At 70.2% G+C, this 13,857-nt stretch carries 13 protein-coding genes; 11 read left to right on the forward strand and 2 right to left on the reverse strand.

Features of this window, described 5'->3' with window-relative positions; all coding sequences use genetic code 11:
- Positions 1 to 2 precede the first annotated feature (2 nt).
- From KUD94_RS05185 to KUD94_RS05205, 5 genes are all read left to right on the forward strand, one after another.
- Positions 3 to 698 (forward strand): fumarylacetoacetate hydrolase family protein, encoded by a 696-nt coding sequence (locus tag KUD94_RS05185; protein WP_218238735.1) that lies wholly within the window; start codon positions 3 to 5, stop codon positions 696 to 698.
- Between the two features lie 66 nt (positions 699 to 764).
- Positions 765 to 1,313, forward strand: a complete 549-nt coding sequence (locus KUD94_RS05190) for an NUDIX hydrolase (RefSeq protein ID WP_218238736.1) — start codon at positions 765 to 767, stop codon at positions 1,311 to 1,313.
- 3 nt (positions 1,314 to 1,316) lie between these two features.
- The gene (locus KUD94_RS05195; RefSeq protein WP_218238737.1) at positions 1,317 to 2,816 is read left to right on the forward strand and encodes a glycosyltransferase family 39 protein; all 1,500 of its coding nucleotides are present in this window, start codon (positions 1,317 to 1,319) and stop codon (positions 2,814 to 2,816) included.
- On the forward strand, positions 2,813 to 3,682 hold the full coding sequence (locus KUD94_RS05200) for a ChbG/HpnK family deacetylase (RefSeq protein ID WP_218238738.1): 870 nt from the start codon (positions 2,813 to 2,815) through the stop codon (positions 3,680 to 3,682). The genes KUD94_RS05195 and KUD94_RS05200 overlap by 4 nt, the downstream gene beginning before the upstream one ends.
- Positions 3,679 to 5,256 (forward strand): glycosyltransferase family 39 protein, encoded by a 1,578-nt coding sequence (locus KUD94_RS05205; protein ID WP_218238739.1) that lies wholly within the window; start codon positions 3,679 to 3,681, stop codon positions 5,254 to 5,256. The genes KUD94_RS05200 and KUD94_RS05205 overlap by 4 nt, the downstream gene beginning before the upstream one ends.
- Here KUD94_RS05205 and KUD94_RS05210 read toward each other — a convergent pair.
- Together KUD94_RS05210 and KUD94_RS05215 are read right to left on the reverse strand one after the other, a co-directional pair.
- Positions 5,173 to 5,565 (reverse strand): GtrA family protein, encoded by a 393-nt coding sequence (locus tag KUD94_RS05210; protein ID WP_218238740.1) that lies wholly within the window; start codon positions 5,563 to 5,565, stop codon positions 5,173 to 5,175. The two genes, KUD94_RS05205 and KUD94_RS05210, sit on opposite strands and share 84 nt — an antisense overlap.
- Entirely contained in the window at positions 5,562 to 6,545 is a 984-nt protein-coding gene (locus tag KUD94_RS05215; protein ID WP_218238741.1) for a glycosyltransferase family 2 protein, read from the reverse strand. Before KUD94_RS05215 ends, KUD94_RS05210 begins: the two co-directional genes overlap by 4 nt.
- 580 nt (positions 6,546 to 7,125) lie before the next feature.
- On the opposite strand from KUD94_RS05215, the gene proV reads away from it, so the two are divergent.
- From proV to KUD94_RS05245, 6 genes are all read left to right on the forward strand, one after another.
- The gene (proV, locus tag KUD94_RS05220; protein WP_218238742.1) at positions 7,126 to 8,415 is read left to right on the forward strand and encodes a glycine betaine/L-proline ABC transporter ATP-binding protein ProV; all 1,290 of its coding nucleotides are present in this window, start codon (positions 7,126 to 7,128) and stop codon (positions 8,413 to 8,415) included.
- 18 nt (positions 8,416 to 8,433) lie between these two features.
- Entirely contained in the window at positions 8,434 to 9,522 is a 1,089-nt protein-coding gene (gene proW / locus KUD94_RS05225; RefSeq protein ID WP_218238743.1) for a glycine betaine/L-proline ABC transporter permease ProW, read from the forward strand.
- Between the two features lie 84 nt (positions 9,523 to 9,606).
- Complete coding sequence (gene proX / locus KUD94_RS05230; RefSeq protein ID WP_218238744.1) at positions 9,607 to 10,617, forward strand: glycine betaine/L-proline ABC transporter substrate-binding protein ProX; 1,011 nt, start codon at positions 9,607 to 9,609, stop codon at positions 10,615 to 10,617.
- Positions 10,618 to 10,727: 110 nt separating this feature from the next.
- Complete coding sequence (locus KUD94_RS05235; protein ID WP_218239195.1) at positions 10,728 to 11,126, forward strand: SH3 domain-containing protein; 399 nt, start codon at positions 10,728 to 10,730, stop codon at positions 11,124 to 11,126.
- Positions 11,127 to 11,210: 84 nt separating this feature from the next.
- Positions 11,211 to 11,951, forward strand: coding sequence for a response regulator transcription factor (locus KUD94_RS05240; protein ID WP_255569085.1), 741 nt, complete (start codon positions 11,211 to 11,213; stop codon positions 11,949 to 11,951).
- On the forward strand, positions 11,948 to 13,726 hold the full coding sequence (locus KUD94_RS05245; protein WP_218238745.1) for a HAMP domain-containing sensor histidine kinase: 1,779 nt from the start codon (positions 11,948 to 11,950) through the stop codon (positions 13,724 to 13,726). The genes KUD94_RS05240 and KUD94_RS05245 overlap by 4 nt, the downstream gene beginning before the upstream one ends.
- Positions 13,727 to 13,857: the final 131 nt, after the last annotated feature.

Genomic DNA, 13,857 nt, shown 5'->3' on the forward strand with positions numbered 1-13,857 from the left:
AGATGAACCACGTCTTTCCTCCCGCCGCCAGCGCGAGCGTGCCGGTCACCGGCTCGGCCCAGCGCTTTCCCGTGCACCGCATCTATTGCGTCGGGCGCAATTACGCCGAGCATGCGCGCGAAATGGGCGCGAGCGGCCGCGAAGCGCCCTTCTTCTTCATGAAGCCGGCCGACGCCGTCCTGCCCGCGCCCGCGGATGCCAGCGCCGCCATGCCCTACCCGCCGCAGACCGCCGATCTGCACCATGAGGTCGAGCTGGTGCTGGCCCTGGGCCGCGGCGGCAGCGACATCGCGCCAGAGGATGCCGCAGCCCACATCTGGGGCTATGCGGTGGGCCTGGACATGACGCGGCGCGACCTGCAGGCCCAGGCCAAGAAGCTCGGCCGCCCCTGGTGCACCGCCAAGGGCTTTGACGCGAGCGCCCCGATCGGCGCGATCACGCCCGCGGCGCGGGCGGGGGACATCGACGACGCCGAGATCACGCTCAGCGTCAACGGCGCGCTGCGCCAGAGCGGGCGCATCGCGCAGATGATCTGGAACTGCGCCGAGGTGATCAGCCACCTGAGCCGCCTGTGGACGCTGCAGCCGGGCGATCTGGTCTTCACCGGCACCCCGGCGGGCGTCGCCGCCGTCGCCCGCGGCGACCGGCTGCGCGCCGAGGTCACGGGCCTGGAGGCGCTGTCGATCGAGATTGTTTGATTACTACCAAAACGATAGCTGTTGGCGCAATGTCTGAGAGCGCCAGAGCCTGATTTCATACCGAATATGTTCGCCCGCCGCCCTATCCTGCACTGCCGTGAATGCGGCGCCAGCGTGGTCTATCGCCTGCCCGACGACGGCGACACCCACCCGCGCGCCGTGTGCACGCGCTGCGCCACCGTGCACTATGAAAACCCGCTGATGGTGGTGGGCACCGTGCCCGTGTTGGGCGAGCGCGTGCTGCTGTGCCAGCGCAACATCGAGCCGCGCCGCGGCCTGTGGACGCTGCCGGCCGGCTTCATGGAGCTCGATGAAACCACCGCCCAGGGCGCGGCGCGTGAAACCGACGAGGAAGCGGGCGCGCAGATCGAGATGGGTCCGCTCTTCACCCTGCTGAACGTGACGCACGTAGGCCAGGTCCACTTGTACTACCGCGCCGCGCTGCTCAGCGACGCCTTTGATCCCGGCCACGAAACCATGCAGGCACGCCTGTTCACCGAAGACGAAATCCCCTGGGAGCAGCTCGCGTTTCGCACGGTGCGCCGAACGCTGGAGTGCTATTTCGCCGACCGGCGCGCGGGCCAGTTCGGCTTTCACTGCATGGACTTGAGCTGAAGCGTGGGCAGCGAGCCCCCGATGCGCGGCCTGCACGCTCCGCCCCCGGCGGGGCGCGCGCCGCTGTCCGCGCGCACGGCCGCCTTGCTGTTGCTGGCCTTTGGCGTAGTCTGGCTGCTGGCACTGGCAAGCACGGCCGTGACGCCGCCGCTGGACAACGTGGAGCAAAGCATCTGGCTGCGCTCGCTGCAGTGGGGCTATTACAAGCATCCGCCCCTGCCCACCTGGCTTGCCGCGGCCGCCAGCGCCATAGGCGGGCACGGCCCGCTGCCGCTGTACCTGCTGGGCGCGACCTGCACGCTGGGGTCGCTGCTGATCTTCTGGCAGCTGCTGCGCGAATGCCGCGGACCGCAGTTCGCCCACGTCGCGCTGCTGGCCGCGCTGTGCGTGACCTTCTACAACGGGCGGCTGTACTACTTCAACCACAACGTGGTGATGATGCTCGCCATCGCCGCCATGGTCTGGGCCTGCTGGCGCCTGAGCCTGCGCCCGCGCCTTGCCACCTGGGCGGTGCTCGGCCTGTGCGCGGGCCTGGGCATGCTGGCCAAGTACCAGACGGCCGTGGCCGGCGTCTGCGTGCTGCTGTGGTGGCTGCAGCTGCGCGGCTGGCGCCACCCAGTGCACCGCATCGGGCTGTGGCTGGGCGGCGCAGTGGCCGCGCTGGTCTTTCTGCCGCATGCGCTGTGGCTGTGGCAGCACGACTTTGCGCCGCTGCACTATGCGCAGCACAGCTCGCTGGGCGTGGGCCTGGGTCCGCTGGCGCGGCTCAAGCACACATTGCTGTGGCTGGCCGACTGGCTGTTCAACCGCCCGGTGCTCGCTTGGTTGGTGCTGGCCGCCGCCTGGTGGGGCGCGCGCCCGCAGCCGGGCGACGGCGCGGCGCCGGCGGCGGGGCCAGCAGTTGCAAGGGACGAATCGCGCCGCTTCCTGCTGCTCTGGGGCATGGCGCCGGCGCTGATGATGGCGCTGCTTGGCCTGGCGCTGGGCACCGATCTGCAGCTGCAGTGGCTGACCGCCTTCACGCTGTGGACGGTGGCGGCCGTCATGGTGCTGCTGCCCGCGCGCGCGCTCACCTGGCGGGCGCGGCGCGCGGCCGCGTGGGCGTTTGCCGCGCTGCAGCTCTTGCTGCTGGCGCAGCTGCTGCTGTCTTCGGTCTACGGGCCCGAGCGCTGGCGCTCGGTGCACTGGCGCAACTTCCCGTCCGACCGCCTGGCGCAGGGCGTGGCCCAGCCGGCGCGCGAACTGCTCGGCGGGCCGATAGACATCATCAGCGGCCCCTACACCGAGGCCGGCGCGCTGGCGCTGCGCATGGCCGAGCACCCGCGTGTGCTGATCGATGGCAAGCTCGCGATCAGCCCCTGGATCAGCGCCGAGGAACTGCGCCGCGCCCGGGTGATCAGCCTCTTTCCTGCGACCGAGCCGCCCGCCGGCGCCTACCGCGCCATGCCCGGCTGGGCCTGGCGCCCGGGCGGCACGGACGCCAAAAAAACCCCGCCGCCATGAGCACCGCACCCGCAGCCCGGCCCAAACCCCTGGTGCTTTGCGCCGACGACTACGCCCAGGGGCGCGGCGTGAGCCAGGCGATCCGCCGCCTGGCCGCTCAGGGGCGCCTGAGCGCCACCAGCGCCATGGTGCTGGCGCCGCGCTGGCCCGAAGAGGCGGCGGCGCTTGCGCCGCTGCGCGGCCAGCTCGACGTGGGCCTGCACCTGGACTGGACCAGCGCCTACGCGCGCGCCGCCGGCCATGGCCTGGGCCTGGCGGCGGCCATGGCGCGCGCGCTGCTGGGCGGCTTTGAGCGCAGCCGGGCGCGCGAGGTCATCGAGCGCCAGCTCGACCTGTTCGAGGCCCACTGGCAGGCCCCGCCCGACCATGTGGACGGGCACCAGCACGTGCAGCAGTTTGCCGGCATCCGCGAGCCGCTGGTGCAGTTGCTGGTGCGCCGCTACGGCGCTGACCGATCCTGGCTGCGCGTCTCGCGTCCCGCGCCAGGGCAGGCCGACCTGAAGAGCCGCACCATCGCACTCATGGGCGCCGATGCTCTCACCAAGATAGCTGCAGACGCAGGCGTACCAAGCGCAAAATGGCTTTGCGGCATTTACGATTTCAAGGGTGATCAGGCAGGCTACGCGCGCCGCATGGGCCAGTGGCTGGAAAGCGCCCCGGCGGGTGCGCTGCTGATGTGCCACCCGGGCGATTCCGATGCCGACAGCGATCCCGACGCAGCGCCCGACCCGATTGCCGATGCGCGCGGGCACGAGGCCGCCCACTTGGGCAGCAGCGCCTTCGGCGCGCAGCTTGCCCGCGCCAGCGTGCGCCTGGTGCGCGGCAGCACCCTCTACCGCAGCGCGCCGCCAGCCGAACCCCGATGAAGCCAACCGTCCCCCCCGAAGCCCCGCCGCCGCCATGGCGCTGGCTCGCGCTGCTGCTGGGCCTGCTCTTGCTGCTGGCCGCGCTGCGCCCGCTGAGCCTGCCCGACGAAGGGCGCTATGCCGAGATCAGCCGCTGGATGCTGGCCTCGGGCGACTGGCTCACGCCGCGCCTGGACGGCCTGCCCTTTTTTCACAAACCGCCGCTGCTGCACTGGCTGCAGGCCGCCGTCATGGGCGTGCTCGGCGTCAGTGCCTGGGCCGCCCGGCTGGTGCCCGCCGCTGCTGCGGTGCTGATGGTCACAGGGCTGTACCTTGCGGTGCGGCGCGTGGCCGGCGCGGCGTTGGCGCGGCGCGCGGCGCTGGTGCTGGCGGCAAGCGGCGTCTTCCTGGTCGGCGGCCAGTACGTGAACCACGACATGCTGGTAGCCAGCTTCATCGCCAGCGCCATCTGGTGCTTTGCGCTGGCGCTGCTGCACGGGCCGCGGCCGCACGCGGTGCTTGCGCGCCTGGGCTTTGCCTGTTGCGCGCTGGGGCTGCTGACCAAAGGCTTGATCGGCGTGGCCCTGCCCGGCCTGGTGCTGCTGGTGTGGGTCAGCTGGGCGCGCCTGTGGCCGCGCGTGCTGCGCCTGCCCTGGGTGAGCGGCCTGCTGGTGTTCGCGCTGCTGGCGCTGCCCTGGTTCGTGCTCGCCGGCCGCGAGCATCCGGGGCTGTGGAACTATCTGTTCGGCGCCCAGCAGTTTGGCCGCTACACCGGCGCGGTGTTCAACAACCAGCACGGCCCGTGGTTCTACCCGGCGGTGCTGGCAGTGATGCTGCTGCCCTGGAGTGTTTTTTTGCCGTTTTCGCTCAAAACCCGCACCGGCACTGCGCTATCAGCTACTGATAACGGAGCGAACCAATTGCGCCTGCTGTGCTGGATCTGGGTAGCGGTGGTGGTGCTGTTCTTCTCGCTGCCGCGCTCCAAGCTCGCGGGCTATGTGCTGCCGGTCACGCCGGCGCTGGCGCTGCTGGCGGCGCTGGGCTGGCAGCGCAGCATGGCCGCGCGCCGCCATGGCGAGCGCTGGTTTGCGCTGCTGGCGCTGCTGCCTGCGCTCGCCGCCCTGGCGCTGACCCTGGGGCCGGGGCGCGACGCGAGGCGTCTGAGCATCGACGTCGCCCCCGCCCTGGCCGCGCGGCTGCAGCCGGGCGAGCCGGTCTATGTCTGCGGCGGCTACCCCTACGACCTGCCCTTTCTCGCGCGGCTGGGCGCGCCGCTCATCGTCGTGCAGGACTGGTCGCGGCTGCGCGCCAGCGCCGGCGACAACTGGCAGCGTGAGCTGTTCGAGGCCGGCGACTTCGAGCCCCAAGCCGCCCGGCGCATCCTGCAAACGCCCGCGCAGTTTGCCGCGCGCGAGCGCAGCCAGCGCGCCTGGCTGCTCGCGCCCACGGGCCAGGCGCCGCCGCCGGGCTGGCGCAGCGAGCGCGAGGGCCTGCGCTGGACGCTGTACGCCTCAGCGCCGGAAGGCCCAGTAGCGCCCGAGCACGAAGGTCTGGCATGCGGCGACCAGCATGGCGGCAACCAAGGCCAGCCATGAGGGCCAGTGCGCCAGGCGCAGCAGCGCGGAAAACACCAGCTCATTGAGCGCAAAACCGGCGAGCGCGGTCAGCGCAAAACGCAGCAGGCTTTGGCCCATGCCGGTGGCGGCATCGCGAAAGCTCAGCCAGCGGTGGCCGGCAAAGCTGACGAAGAAGGCGACGATGAAGCCCAGCGCATTGGCAAGCTCGGCCAGCAGCGCATGCTGGGCCAGCCAGAACACCGCCGCATGCGTGGCGGCCGCGCCCGCGCCTACCGCGATGAACCAGGCGCCCTCGCGCGCCGGGGCGGCCAGCGGCAGCACCTTCATGCGCCCTGCGGGCCCGGTGCGGCGGGCGGCAGGCCGGTGCCCGCCTCGTCGGCCACGAGGTAGAGCGGGCGCTGCTTGACCTCGTCGTAGATGCGCGCCACGTATTCGGACAGCAGGCCTATGGACATGAGTTGCACGCCACTCAGAAACATCATGCCCACGACCAGCGTGGCGTAGCCCGGCACGTCGATGCCGCGCAGGAAGTACTCGCCTATCACCCAGAGTCCATAGCCTATGGACGAAAGCGACAACACCCCCCCGACCAGCCCGAGCAGGCGCAGCGGCACGGCGGTAAAGGCAAACAAGCCGGTCGTGCCCAGGCTGAGCGCGCCGCGCAGACCAAAATGGCTCGCGCCGGCGTGGCGCGCCAGCGGCTCGTAGTCCAGCGCCACGCTGGGAAAGCCGACCCAGGCGTAGAGCCCCTTCATGAAGCGATGGCGCTCTGGCAGGCGCAAGAGCGCCTGTACCACGCGCCGGTCCATGAGGCGAAAGTCCCCGGCATTGCGCGGTATGCGCACCCGCCCGCCCCAGTTGACGATGCCGTAAAACCAGGCCACCAGGCGCCGGTGCAGCGCCGACTGGTCGTCGCGCGTGCGCCGCACTGCGTAGACCACGTCCGCGCCTTCGCGCCAGTGGCGCAGCATGTCGGCAAGCAAGGCCGTGGGGTGCTGGCCGTCGGCGTCCATCAGCACCACCACGTCGCCACGCGCGGCGGCCAGGCCGGCGCTGAGCGCGGCTTCCTTGCCGAAATTGCGCGACAGCTGCACCAGGCGCAAGGCCGGCTCGCTGGCGCACAGGCCGCGCACCACGGCTTCGGTGTCGTCGCGGCTGCCGTCGTTGACCACTATCAGCTCCACGCGCGGTGACAGCGCGCGCAGCGCCTGCAGCGTCTGGTCGATGACCGCGGGCAGGCTCGCGCCTTCGTTGTAGGCGGGCATGACGCAGGAAATGGACGCCTGCGCGTGCGCTCTTTGGTTCATGGCTTCCCTTGGAAACAAATGGTCTGCGCAATACCGCGCAAACCGGGGCGGCGCGCGCGGGGTGGGCTTGCGCATCGCCCTGGTTGCCGATTTTGGCCGAGCGGGCGCGCCCCTGCGGCGGCGCAGCGCACAAAGCCACGCATGCTGCTTGGCTTCAGATTCGGTACTTATAATCGCCGCGTGTCTTACAACCTGCAACGCAGGTCCTCATGCCTGTAGTGCTTGTTGCACTCTGGCATGGAACACGGTCCGGCGCCGTGCCCCATGGGCACTTGCCGCCAGCCACGGCCGAAGCTTCGGCCTCGATGCACCGGGTGGGCCCGGTCCCGGCGACAGGCGCCGCACCCCCACCCGCGCACCGGCTCTTGCGCACCCTTTGAGCGTGCCATCCGAGCCGCCCGGCTACCCCGGAAGGTAGTCACCACCCCGGCAGCGTTCTCCGTGTGCGTCCCGAAGAGGGCATGCACTTTGGGCGATGTCATTGCATCGGGGCTGCGTGATTTTCATGCTTCGGCCATTCCTGCCCTGCGCCCGCCAGCGTGCGCGGGGCGAGTTCAATCCGCAAGAAAGAACCTGCCAGGTGGCCAAGTCAATCACTATCGACAAGGTATTCAAGGTGTTCGGCGACGCGCCCGAACAGGCGCTGCGCATGGCCCGCGCCGGCGTGCCCAAGCAGCAGATACTGGAGCGCACCGGCCAGTCCATCGGCGTGTTCAACGCCAGTTTCGACATCGCCGCCGGCGAGATCTTCGTCGTCATGGGCTTGTCGGGCTCGGGCAAGTCCACGCTGGTGCGCATGCTCAATCGGCTGATCGAGCCGACCAGCGGGCGCATCCTCGTGGACGGCGAGAACATCAACGACTACGGCGAAAAGCGCCTGCGCGCGCTGCGCCGCAAGGACATCTCCATGGTGTTCCAGTCGTTCGCGCTGATGCCGCACCTGTCGGTGCTGCAGAACACCGCCTTCGGCCTGGAGCTCGCCGGCGTGGCGCAAGCCGAGCGCGAGAGCGCCGCGCGCCAGGCGCTGGCGCAGGTCGGCCTGGCCGGCTGGGAGGCAAGCTACCCGGACGAACTCTCCGGCGGCATGCAGCAGCGCGTAGGCCTGGCACGGGCGCTGGCGGCCGATCCTTCCATCCTGCTGATGGACGAGGCTTTTTCCGCGCTCGACCCCATCATCCGCACCGAAATGCAAAGCGAGCTGCTGCGGCTGCAGGAAGCCAAACGCCGCACCATCGTCTTCATCTCGCACGACCTGGACGAGGCCATGCGCATTGGCGACCACATCGCCATCATGAAGGACGGCCACGTCGTGCAGGTGGGTACGCCCGACGAGATCCTGCGCGCGCCGGCCGACGACTATGTGCGCGACTTCGTGCGCGGGGTGGACGCGGCCGCGGTGTTCAAGGCCAGCGACATCGCGCGCCAGGCGCTCACCGTGATTTCCGAGCAGGGCGACCGCGGCTGCCGCGCGGCGCTGCGCATTCTGGAAGACTCCGACCGCGACGTGGCCTACGTGCTCAGCCCGCGCAGGCACTACCTGGGCACGGTGTCCTCGCAGTCGCTGCGCGCGGCGCTGCGCGGCCACCAGGGAGCGCTGGGCCTGAAAAACGCCTTCATGCGGGACGTCACGCCGCTGCAGGCGAGCGCGCCTGTGGCCGATCTCTACGGCGCCATGGTGCATGCGCCCTGCCCGCTGCCCGTGGTCGACGAGGGGGGCCAATACCTGGGCGTGGTCAGCCGCACCACCTTGATGCGCTTTCTCGACCGCGACACGCCCCCGGTGCTGCCGGCCCAGCCCGAAGTGGCGCCGCTGCAGTTGAACCCGCAGTTTCCGCACCAGGCGGCCGAACCCATCGTGCGCGCCGCATGACACGCAAAGGACAAGACCATGGCCGATGAAGCCACTACCGACCCCTGGAGCGCCGCGAGCGTGCCCGCCGCCCCCGCCGCAGCGCCGGCCGAGCCCGACGCCTGGGGCAGCGCCATGGACGGCGCGCAAGGCGGCGCGAGCTGGCTGGACGCACCTGCCGGCGCGACGCCGCCCGATGCCGACGGCAGCAGCCTGGCCGCGCTCTGGCAGCAGATCAGCAGCGACGGTCTGCCGGTGCAAGGCCCGATCAACGAGGGCCTGGCCTGGCTGGTCAGCCACTTCCGGCCCTTCTTCCAGGCGGTGCGCACGCCGATCGACGCGATCCTCTCGGGCATCACCGACGGCCTGCTGGCCGTGCCCTGGCCGCTGATGGTGTTGCTGATCGCGCTCATTGCCTGGCAGTTTGCCGGGCGCTGGCTGGCGCTGGGCACCGTCCTGTCGCTGCTGGCCGTGGCGCTGCTGGGCATCTGGAGCGACACCATGGTGACCCTGGCGCTGGTGTTCACCTCGCTGCTGTTTTGCGTGCTCATCGGCCTGCCGCTGGGCGTGCTGCTGGCGGCCAGCGACCGCGCCCAGCGCATCACGCGGCCCATCCTGGACGCGATGCAGACCACGCCGGCCTTCGTCTACCTGGTGCCCGTCGTCATGCTGTTTGGCATAGGCAACGTACCGGGCGTGATCGTCACCATCGTCTTCGCGCTGCCGCCGTTGGTGCGCCTCACAAACCTGGGCATACGCCAGGTGCGCCCCGATCTGATCGAGGCCAGCCGCGCCTATGGCGCCTCGCCCGCGCAACTGCTGTTCAAGGTGCAGCTGCCGCTGGCCATGCCCTCGATCATGGCGGGCATCAACCAGGCGCTGATGCTGAGCCTGTCCATGGTCGTCATCGCCTCGATGATCGCCGTCGGCGGCCTGGGGCAGATGGTGCTGCGCGGCATAGGCCGCCTGGACATGGGCCTGGCCACCGTCGGGGGCCTCGGGATCGTGCTGCTGGCCATCGTGCTCGATCGCATCACCCAGGCCATGGGCGAGCCGCGGCGCGGCGGCGAGCGCTGGTACAGCGGCGGGCCGCTGGGCCTGCTGCGCCGCAAACCATCAAAAACATAGCTGCCAGCGCTTGCTGCGCAAGGGCTGGAGCCCGATTTCATTCAAATTTTCATTTTCCGTTTCCCATCACAGAAGGAGCATCCCATGTCCCGCCACTCCCCCCTACGCCGCCTGCTGGTGCTGGCCACCGCAGCCAGCACCTTCGCCCTGGCCGCCAGCGCGGCCGACCTGCCCGGCAAGGGCGTGAAGGTCTTGCCGCTCAAGAGCTCGATCGCCGAGGAAACCTTCCAGACCCTGCTGGTGATGAAGGCACTGGAAAAGCTCGGCTACGAGGTGCAGCCGATCAAGGAGGTCGAATACCCCACCGCGCACATCGCCATCGGCAATGGCGACGCCACCTTTCTGGCCGACCACTGGAACCCGCTGCACGCCGACTACTACAAGAACGCCGGCGGCGACGCCAAGCTCTACCGCGAGGGCATCTTCTCGGCCAACGCGGCGCAGGGCTATCTGATCGACAAGAAGACCGCCGACGCGCACAAGATCAGCAACATCGCCCAGCTCAAGGACCCGGCAATCGCCAAGCTCTTTGACAGCGACGGCGACGGCAAGGCGGACCTGACCGGCTGCAACCCCGGCTGGGGCTGCGAGGCGGTGATCGAGCACCAGCTCACCGCGTTTGACCTGCGCAAGACCGTCACGCACCAGCAAGGCAGCTATTCCGCGCTGATTGCCGACACCATCACGCGCTACAAGGCGGGCAAGCCCATCCTCTACTACACCTGGACGCCCTACTGGGTGAGCAACGAGCTCAAGCCCGGCAAGGACGTGGTCTGGCTGGAGGTGCCGTTTTCTTCGCTGCCCGGCGAGCAAAAGGGCTTGGACACCAAGCTGCCCAATGGCAAGAACTACGGCTTCGTGGTGAACAACCAGCAGATCGTGGCCAACAAGGCCTGGTGCGATGCCAACCCGGCGGCTGCCAAGCTGTTTGCCGTGATGCAGTTGCCGATTGCCGACATCAACGCGCAGAACTTCCTGATGAGCCAGGGTCAGAACAAGGCCGCCGACATCGAGCGCCACACCGACCAGTGGATCAAGGCGCACCAGGAGACCTTTGACGGCTGGATCGCCCAGGCCCGCGCCGCCGCCCGCTGAGCGCGGCACTTCGCCCTGACACATCTACCGTACACAAGGAGTTTTGTAGCGTGCAGCGCTCTCTTTCCGCCCTGTTTCACCTGTTTCTGGCGCTGGTGCTCGGCGCCGCCATGCCGCTGGCCGCGCAGGCGGCGCAGTTCGTCAGCATCAAGGGCAATGCCGTCAACGTGCGCGCGCAGCCCAGCACCCGCGCGCCGGTGCAATGGGAGCTGGACAGCGGCTACCCGCTGCGCGTGCAGCAGAAACAAGGCCGCTGGCTCAAGGTCGCGGACCACGAGGCCACGCTGGGCTGGGTGTACGCGCCGCTGACCACGCGCACGCCGCACCGCATCGTCACCGCGTCGCGGGCGCGGCTGCGCGCGGGGCCAGGCACGAGCCATCGCATCCTCGCGACGCTTGCCGGCAACGAGATCGTGCGCACCCTGGCCACGCGCGGCAGCTGGGCTCAGGTGCAGCGCAGCAGCGGCCAGCGCGGCTGGGTGGCAACGCGCCTGACCTGGGGCTGGTAGCAGGCGCCGCGGCAACAGCGGGGCCGGCGGGCGCCGCTCCGCGCGCGGCCATGACTTGTGGCACTGGACAAGGCGCCGCTTTTCATGGCCAATGTGCCCACGACCTTGTTCGCGAGCGCCATGCCTGCCAGTGCCCCCCTCCTCGCCCCCGGCCTCACGGCGCCGGACACCTGCGCGCCGGCGCGTGCCATCCTGCTGGTGGACGACCACGAGCTGGTGCGCCTGGGCTTTCGCGCGCTGATGGCCAGCCACGCGCCGCCCGCGGGCGAGCCGCCGCTCACGGTGTTGTGCGCGTCCACGCTGGCCGAAGCGCTGCAATGCCATGAGCAGCACCAGGCATCGATTGCCGTGGTGGTGCTGGATCTGTCCCTGCCCGACGCCGAGGGCTTGAGCGGCCTCATCCGCTTGCGCCAGGCCTGCCCGCAGCTGCCCGTCGTCGTGCTCTCGGGCACGGCCAGCGCGCAGATGGCGCAGGACGCGCTCACGCTCGGCGCGCTGGCCTTCTTCGAAAAGTCGGGCGAGCTCACGGCCATGCTCGGCTTCGTCCTCGACTGCGCCCGCCTGGGCGTGCAGGCCGCATGCAGGCAGCGCGCGCCCGCCGCCGCCCCGGCGCTGGCCGGCGGCGCGGCGCGGCGCGGCGCCCTGGCCGAACTCACCGCGCGGCAGTTGCAGATCCTGCAGTGGCTGCTGGAGGGCAAGAGCAACCGCGAGATCAGCGAGATTGCCCACCTCAGCGAAGGCACGGTCAAGAACCATGTCTCCATGCTGCTGCTCACCTTTGGCGTGCGCTCGCGCGCCCAGCTCATCATCAAGCTGCATTCATGAGCGCCGCCGCTGCCGCGCCCGCCGCGCCGTCGCCCTTCGCCGAGCAGGTGCTGCGCGAGCAGGTGGCCATGCTGTATTCGACCATTCGCGCCGCCACCCTAGGCGACTTCCTGCTGGCCCTGGCCTTTGGCAGCGCGATGTACTGGCAAATGCGCGCCTGGCCCATCCTGGCCTGGATGCTGCTGCACCTGTACAACACCTCGCGCCTGCCGGTGATGACCGCCTATTTCAAGGACCCGCAGGCCGGCCAGCGCCTGCAGCACTGGGCCGACGTCTATTGCCGCGAGCTCGCGCTCAACAGCCTGACCTGGGGCCTGGCGCCGCTGCTGTTCCTGCCCGACAGCCTGCCGCTCACCGCGGTGATGATGCTGGTGATGATGGGGCTGTGCGCCGCAGGCGTCTCCGCAGTGGCTCCGCTGGCGCGTGCGGCGCGCCACTACCTGGTGCCGATGCTGGCCTGCCTGATGCTGGCGCTGCTGATGCGCCCGAGCACCATGCACCTGTTTCTCGCGCTGTGCAGCGCGATCTTCCTGGCTTCGATACTGCGTTTTGCCAAGGCGCAGTCGGCGCTGCTCAAGCAGGCGCTGCAGGCGCGCTTCGAGAACGAGGCGCTGGCCGCACAGCTCGCGCGCCAGGTGCGCGCCACCGAAGAAGCCAGCCAGCAGAAGACGCGCTTTCTGGCCTCCGCGAGCCACGACCTGCGCCAGCCGCTGCACGCCATCGCGCTGCTCGGGGCGGCGCTGCAAAAACAACTGGCAGGCGCGCCGCAAGAAGCCAACGCCGAGCGCCTGATGCAGGCCGTGGGCACGCTGAGCCAGTCGCTGGACGCGATGCTGGACGTCTCGCGGCTGGACGCCGGCGTGGTCGCGGCCACGCGCCGCCCGATCGCGCTGCAGGAGATCTTCCAGTCGCTCGGCCAGAGCTTCGTCAACGCCGCCAGCGAGAAGGACATCACGCTGCGCCTGCGCGCCACCGAGCTGTGGGTAGACAGCGACCCGCAGCTGCTGCGCCGCCTGCTGTCCAACCTGCTGGACAACGCCATCAAATACACCCATGAGGGCGGCGTGCTGGTGCTTGCGCGCGGGCGCGCGGCGCAGGTCTGGGTCGAGCTCTACGACACCGGCATAGGCATTGCACCCGAGCAGCAAAGCCGCGTGTATGAGGAGTTCTACCAGGTGGGCAACCCGGGACGCGACCGCGCGCTGGGGCTGGGCATAGGTCTTGCCATCGTCGCGCGCCTGGCGCGACTGCTGCAGCACCCCCTGCAGCAGCGCTCCGTCCTGGGGCGGGGCACGCGCTTTCGCCTGGTTCTGCCGCGCGCCGCCGCGCCGCCAACCCGGCCGCTGAGCTCGGTGCTGCCGCTGCCGCCGCTGTGGAGCGCGGACAGCGCGGCGCGCACCCTGCCGCGGCGCGCACTGCTGCTGGACGATGAAGCCGACGTGCGCCTGGCCATGGTGCAGCTGCTGCAGGCCTACGAGGTGCACGCCTGCGCGGTGGCCGATGAGGCGCAAGCGCGCGGCGCGCTGGCGCAGGCGCGCGCCGCCGGCCAGCCCTTTGATCTGCTGATTTGCGACTTCCGCCTTGCCGGCGGCGCCGACGGCCTGCAGGCCGGCATGGCGCTGGCACGCGAGTTCGCGCCACTGGCGCTGCTGCTCGTCACCGGCGAGACCGCACCCGAGCGCCTGCGCCACGTGCGCAGCGCCGGCGTGCCGGTGCTGTTCAAACCGGTCGGGGGCGAGCAGTTGCTGCAGGCCATCGCCGCCATCCGCGGCTGAGGCGCGGCTGCGGCGCGGCGCCCCAAGCTTGCATGACTTTGGTCACTGGCGCCGCCGCGCTGCTGCTGGCATGCTGGTGCCCGCAGCGACACAAGAAGAGCGAGGGAGAGAGAGGAGCCGCCGCGGGTGGC

Origin of the sequence: Comamonas sp. NLF-1-9, assembly GCF_019195435.1 — a bacterium.
GTDB lineage: Bacteria > Pseudomonadota > Gammaproteobacteria > Burkholderiales > Burkholderiaceae_C > Comamonas_C.

Bases quoted from the DNA above. Each gene is read 5' to 3' on its own strand.
- KUD94_RS05200 (WP_218238738.1), top strand. From the start codon at position 2,813: ATGAGCACCGCACCCGCAGCCCGGCCCAAACCCCTGGTGCTTTGCGCC.
- KUD94_RS05205 (WP_218238739.1), top strand. From the start codon at position 3,679: ATGAAGCCAACCGTCCCCCCCGAAGCCCCGCCGCCGCCATGGCGCTGG.
- KUD94_RS05245 (WP_218238745.1), top strand. From the start codon at position 11,948: ATGAGCGCCGCCGCTGCCGCGCCCGCCGCGCCGTCGCCCTTCGCCGAG.
- proW (WP_218238743.1), top strand. From the start codon at position 8,434: ATGGCCGATGAAGCCACTACCGACCCCTGGAGCGCCGCGAGCGTGCCC.
- KUD94_RS05210 (WP_218238740.1), bottom strand. From the start codon at position 5,565: ATGAAGGTGCTGCCGCTGGCCGCCCCGGCGCGCGAGGGCGCCTGGTTC.
- KUD94_RS05235 (WP_218239195.1), top strand. From the start codon at position 10,728: ATGCCGCTGGCCGCGCAGGCGGCGCAGTTCGTCAGCATCAAGGGCAAT.
- proX (WP_218238744.1), top strand. From the start codon at position 9,607: ATGTCCCGCCACTCCCCCCTACGCCGCCTGCTGGTGCTGGCCACCGCA.
- KUD94_RS05185 (WP_218238735.1), top strand. From the start codon at position 3: ATGAACCACGTCTTTCCTCCCGCCGCCAGCGCGAGCGTGCCGGTCACC.
- KUD94_RS05215 (WP_218238741.1), bottom strand. From the start codon at position 6,545: ATGAACCAAAGAGCGCACGCGCAGGCGTCCATTTCCTGCGTCATGCCC.
- KUD94_RS05240 (WP_255569085.1), top strand. From the start codon at position 11,211: ATGGCCAATGTGCCCACGACCTTGTTCGCGAGCGCCATGCCTGCCAGT.
- KUD94_RS05190 (WP_218238736.1), top strand. From the start codon at position 765: ATGTTCGCCCGCCGCCCTATCCTGCACTGCCGTGAATGCGGCGCCAGC.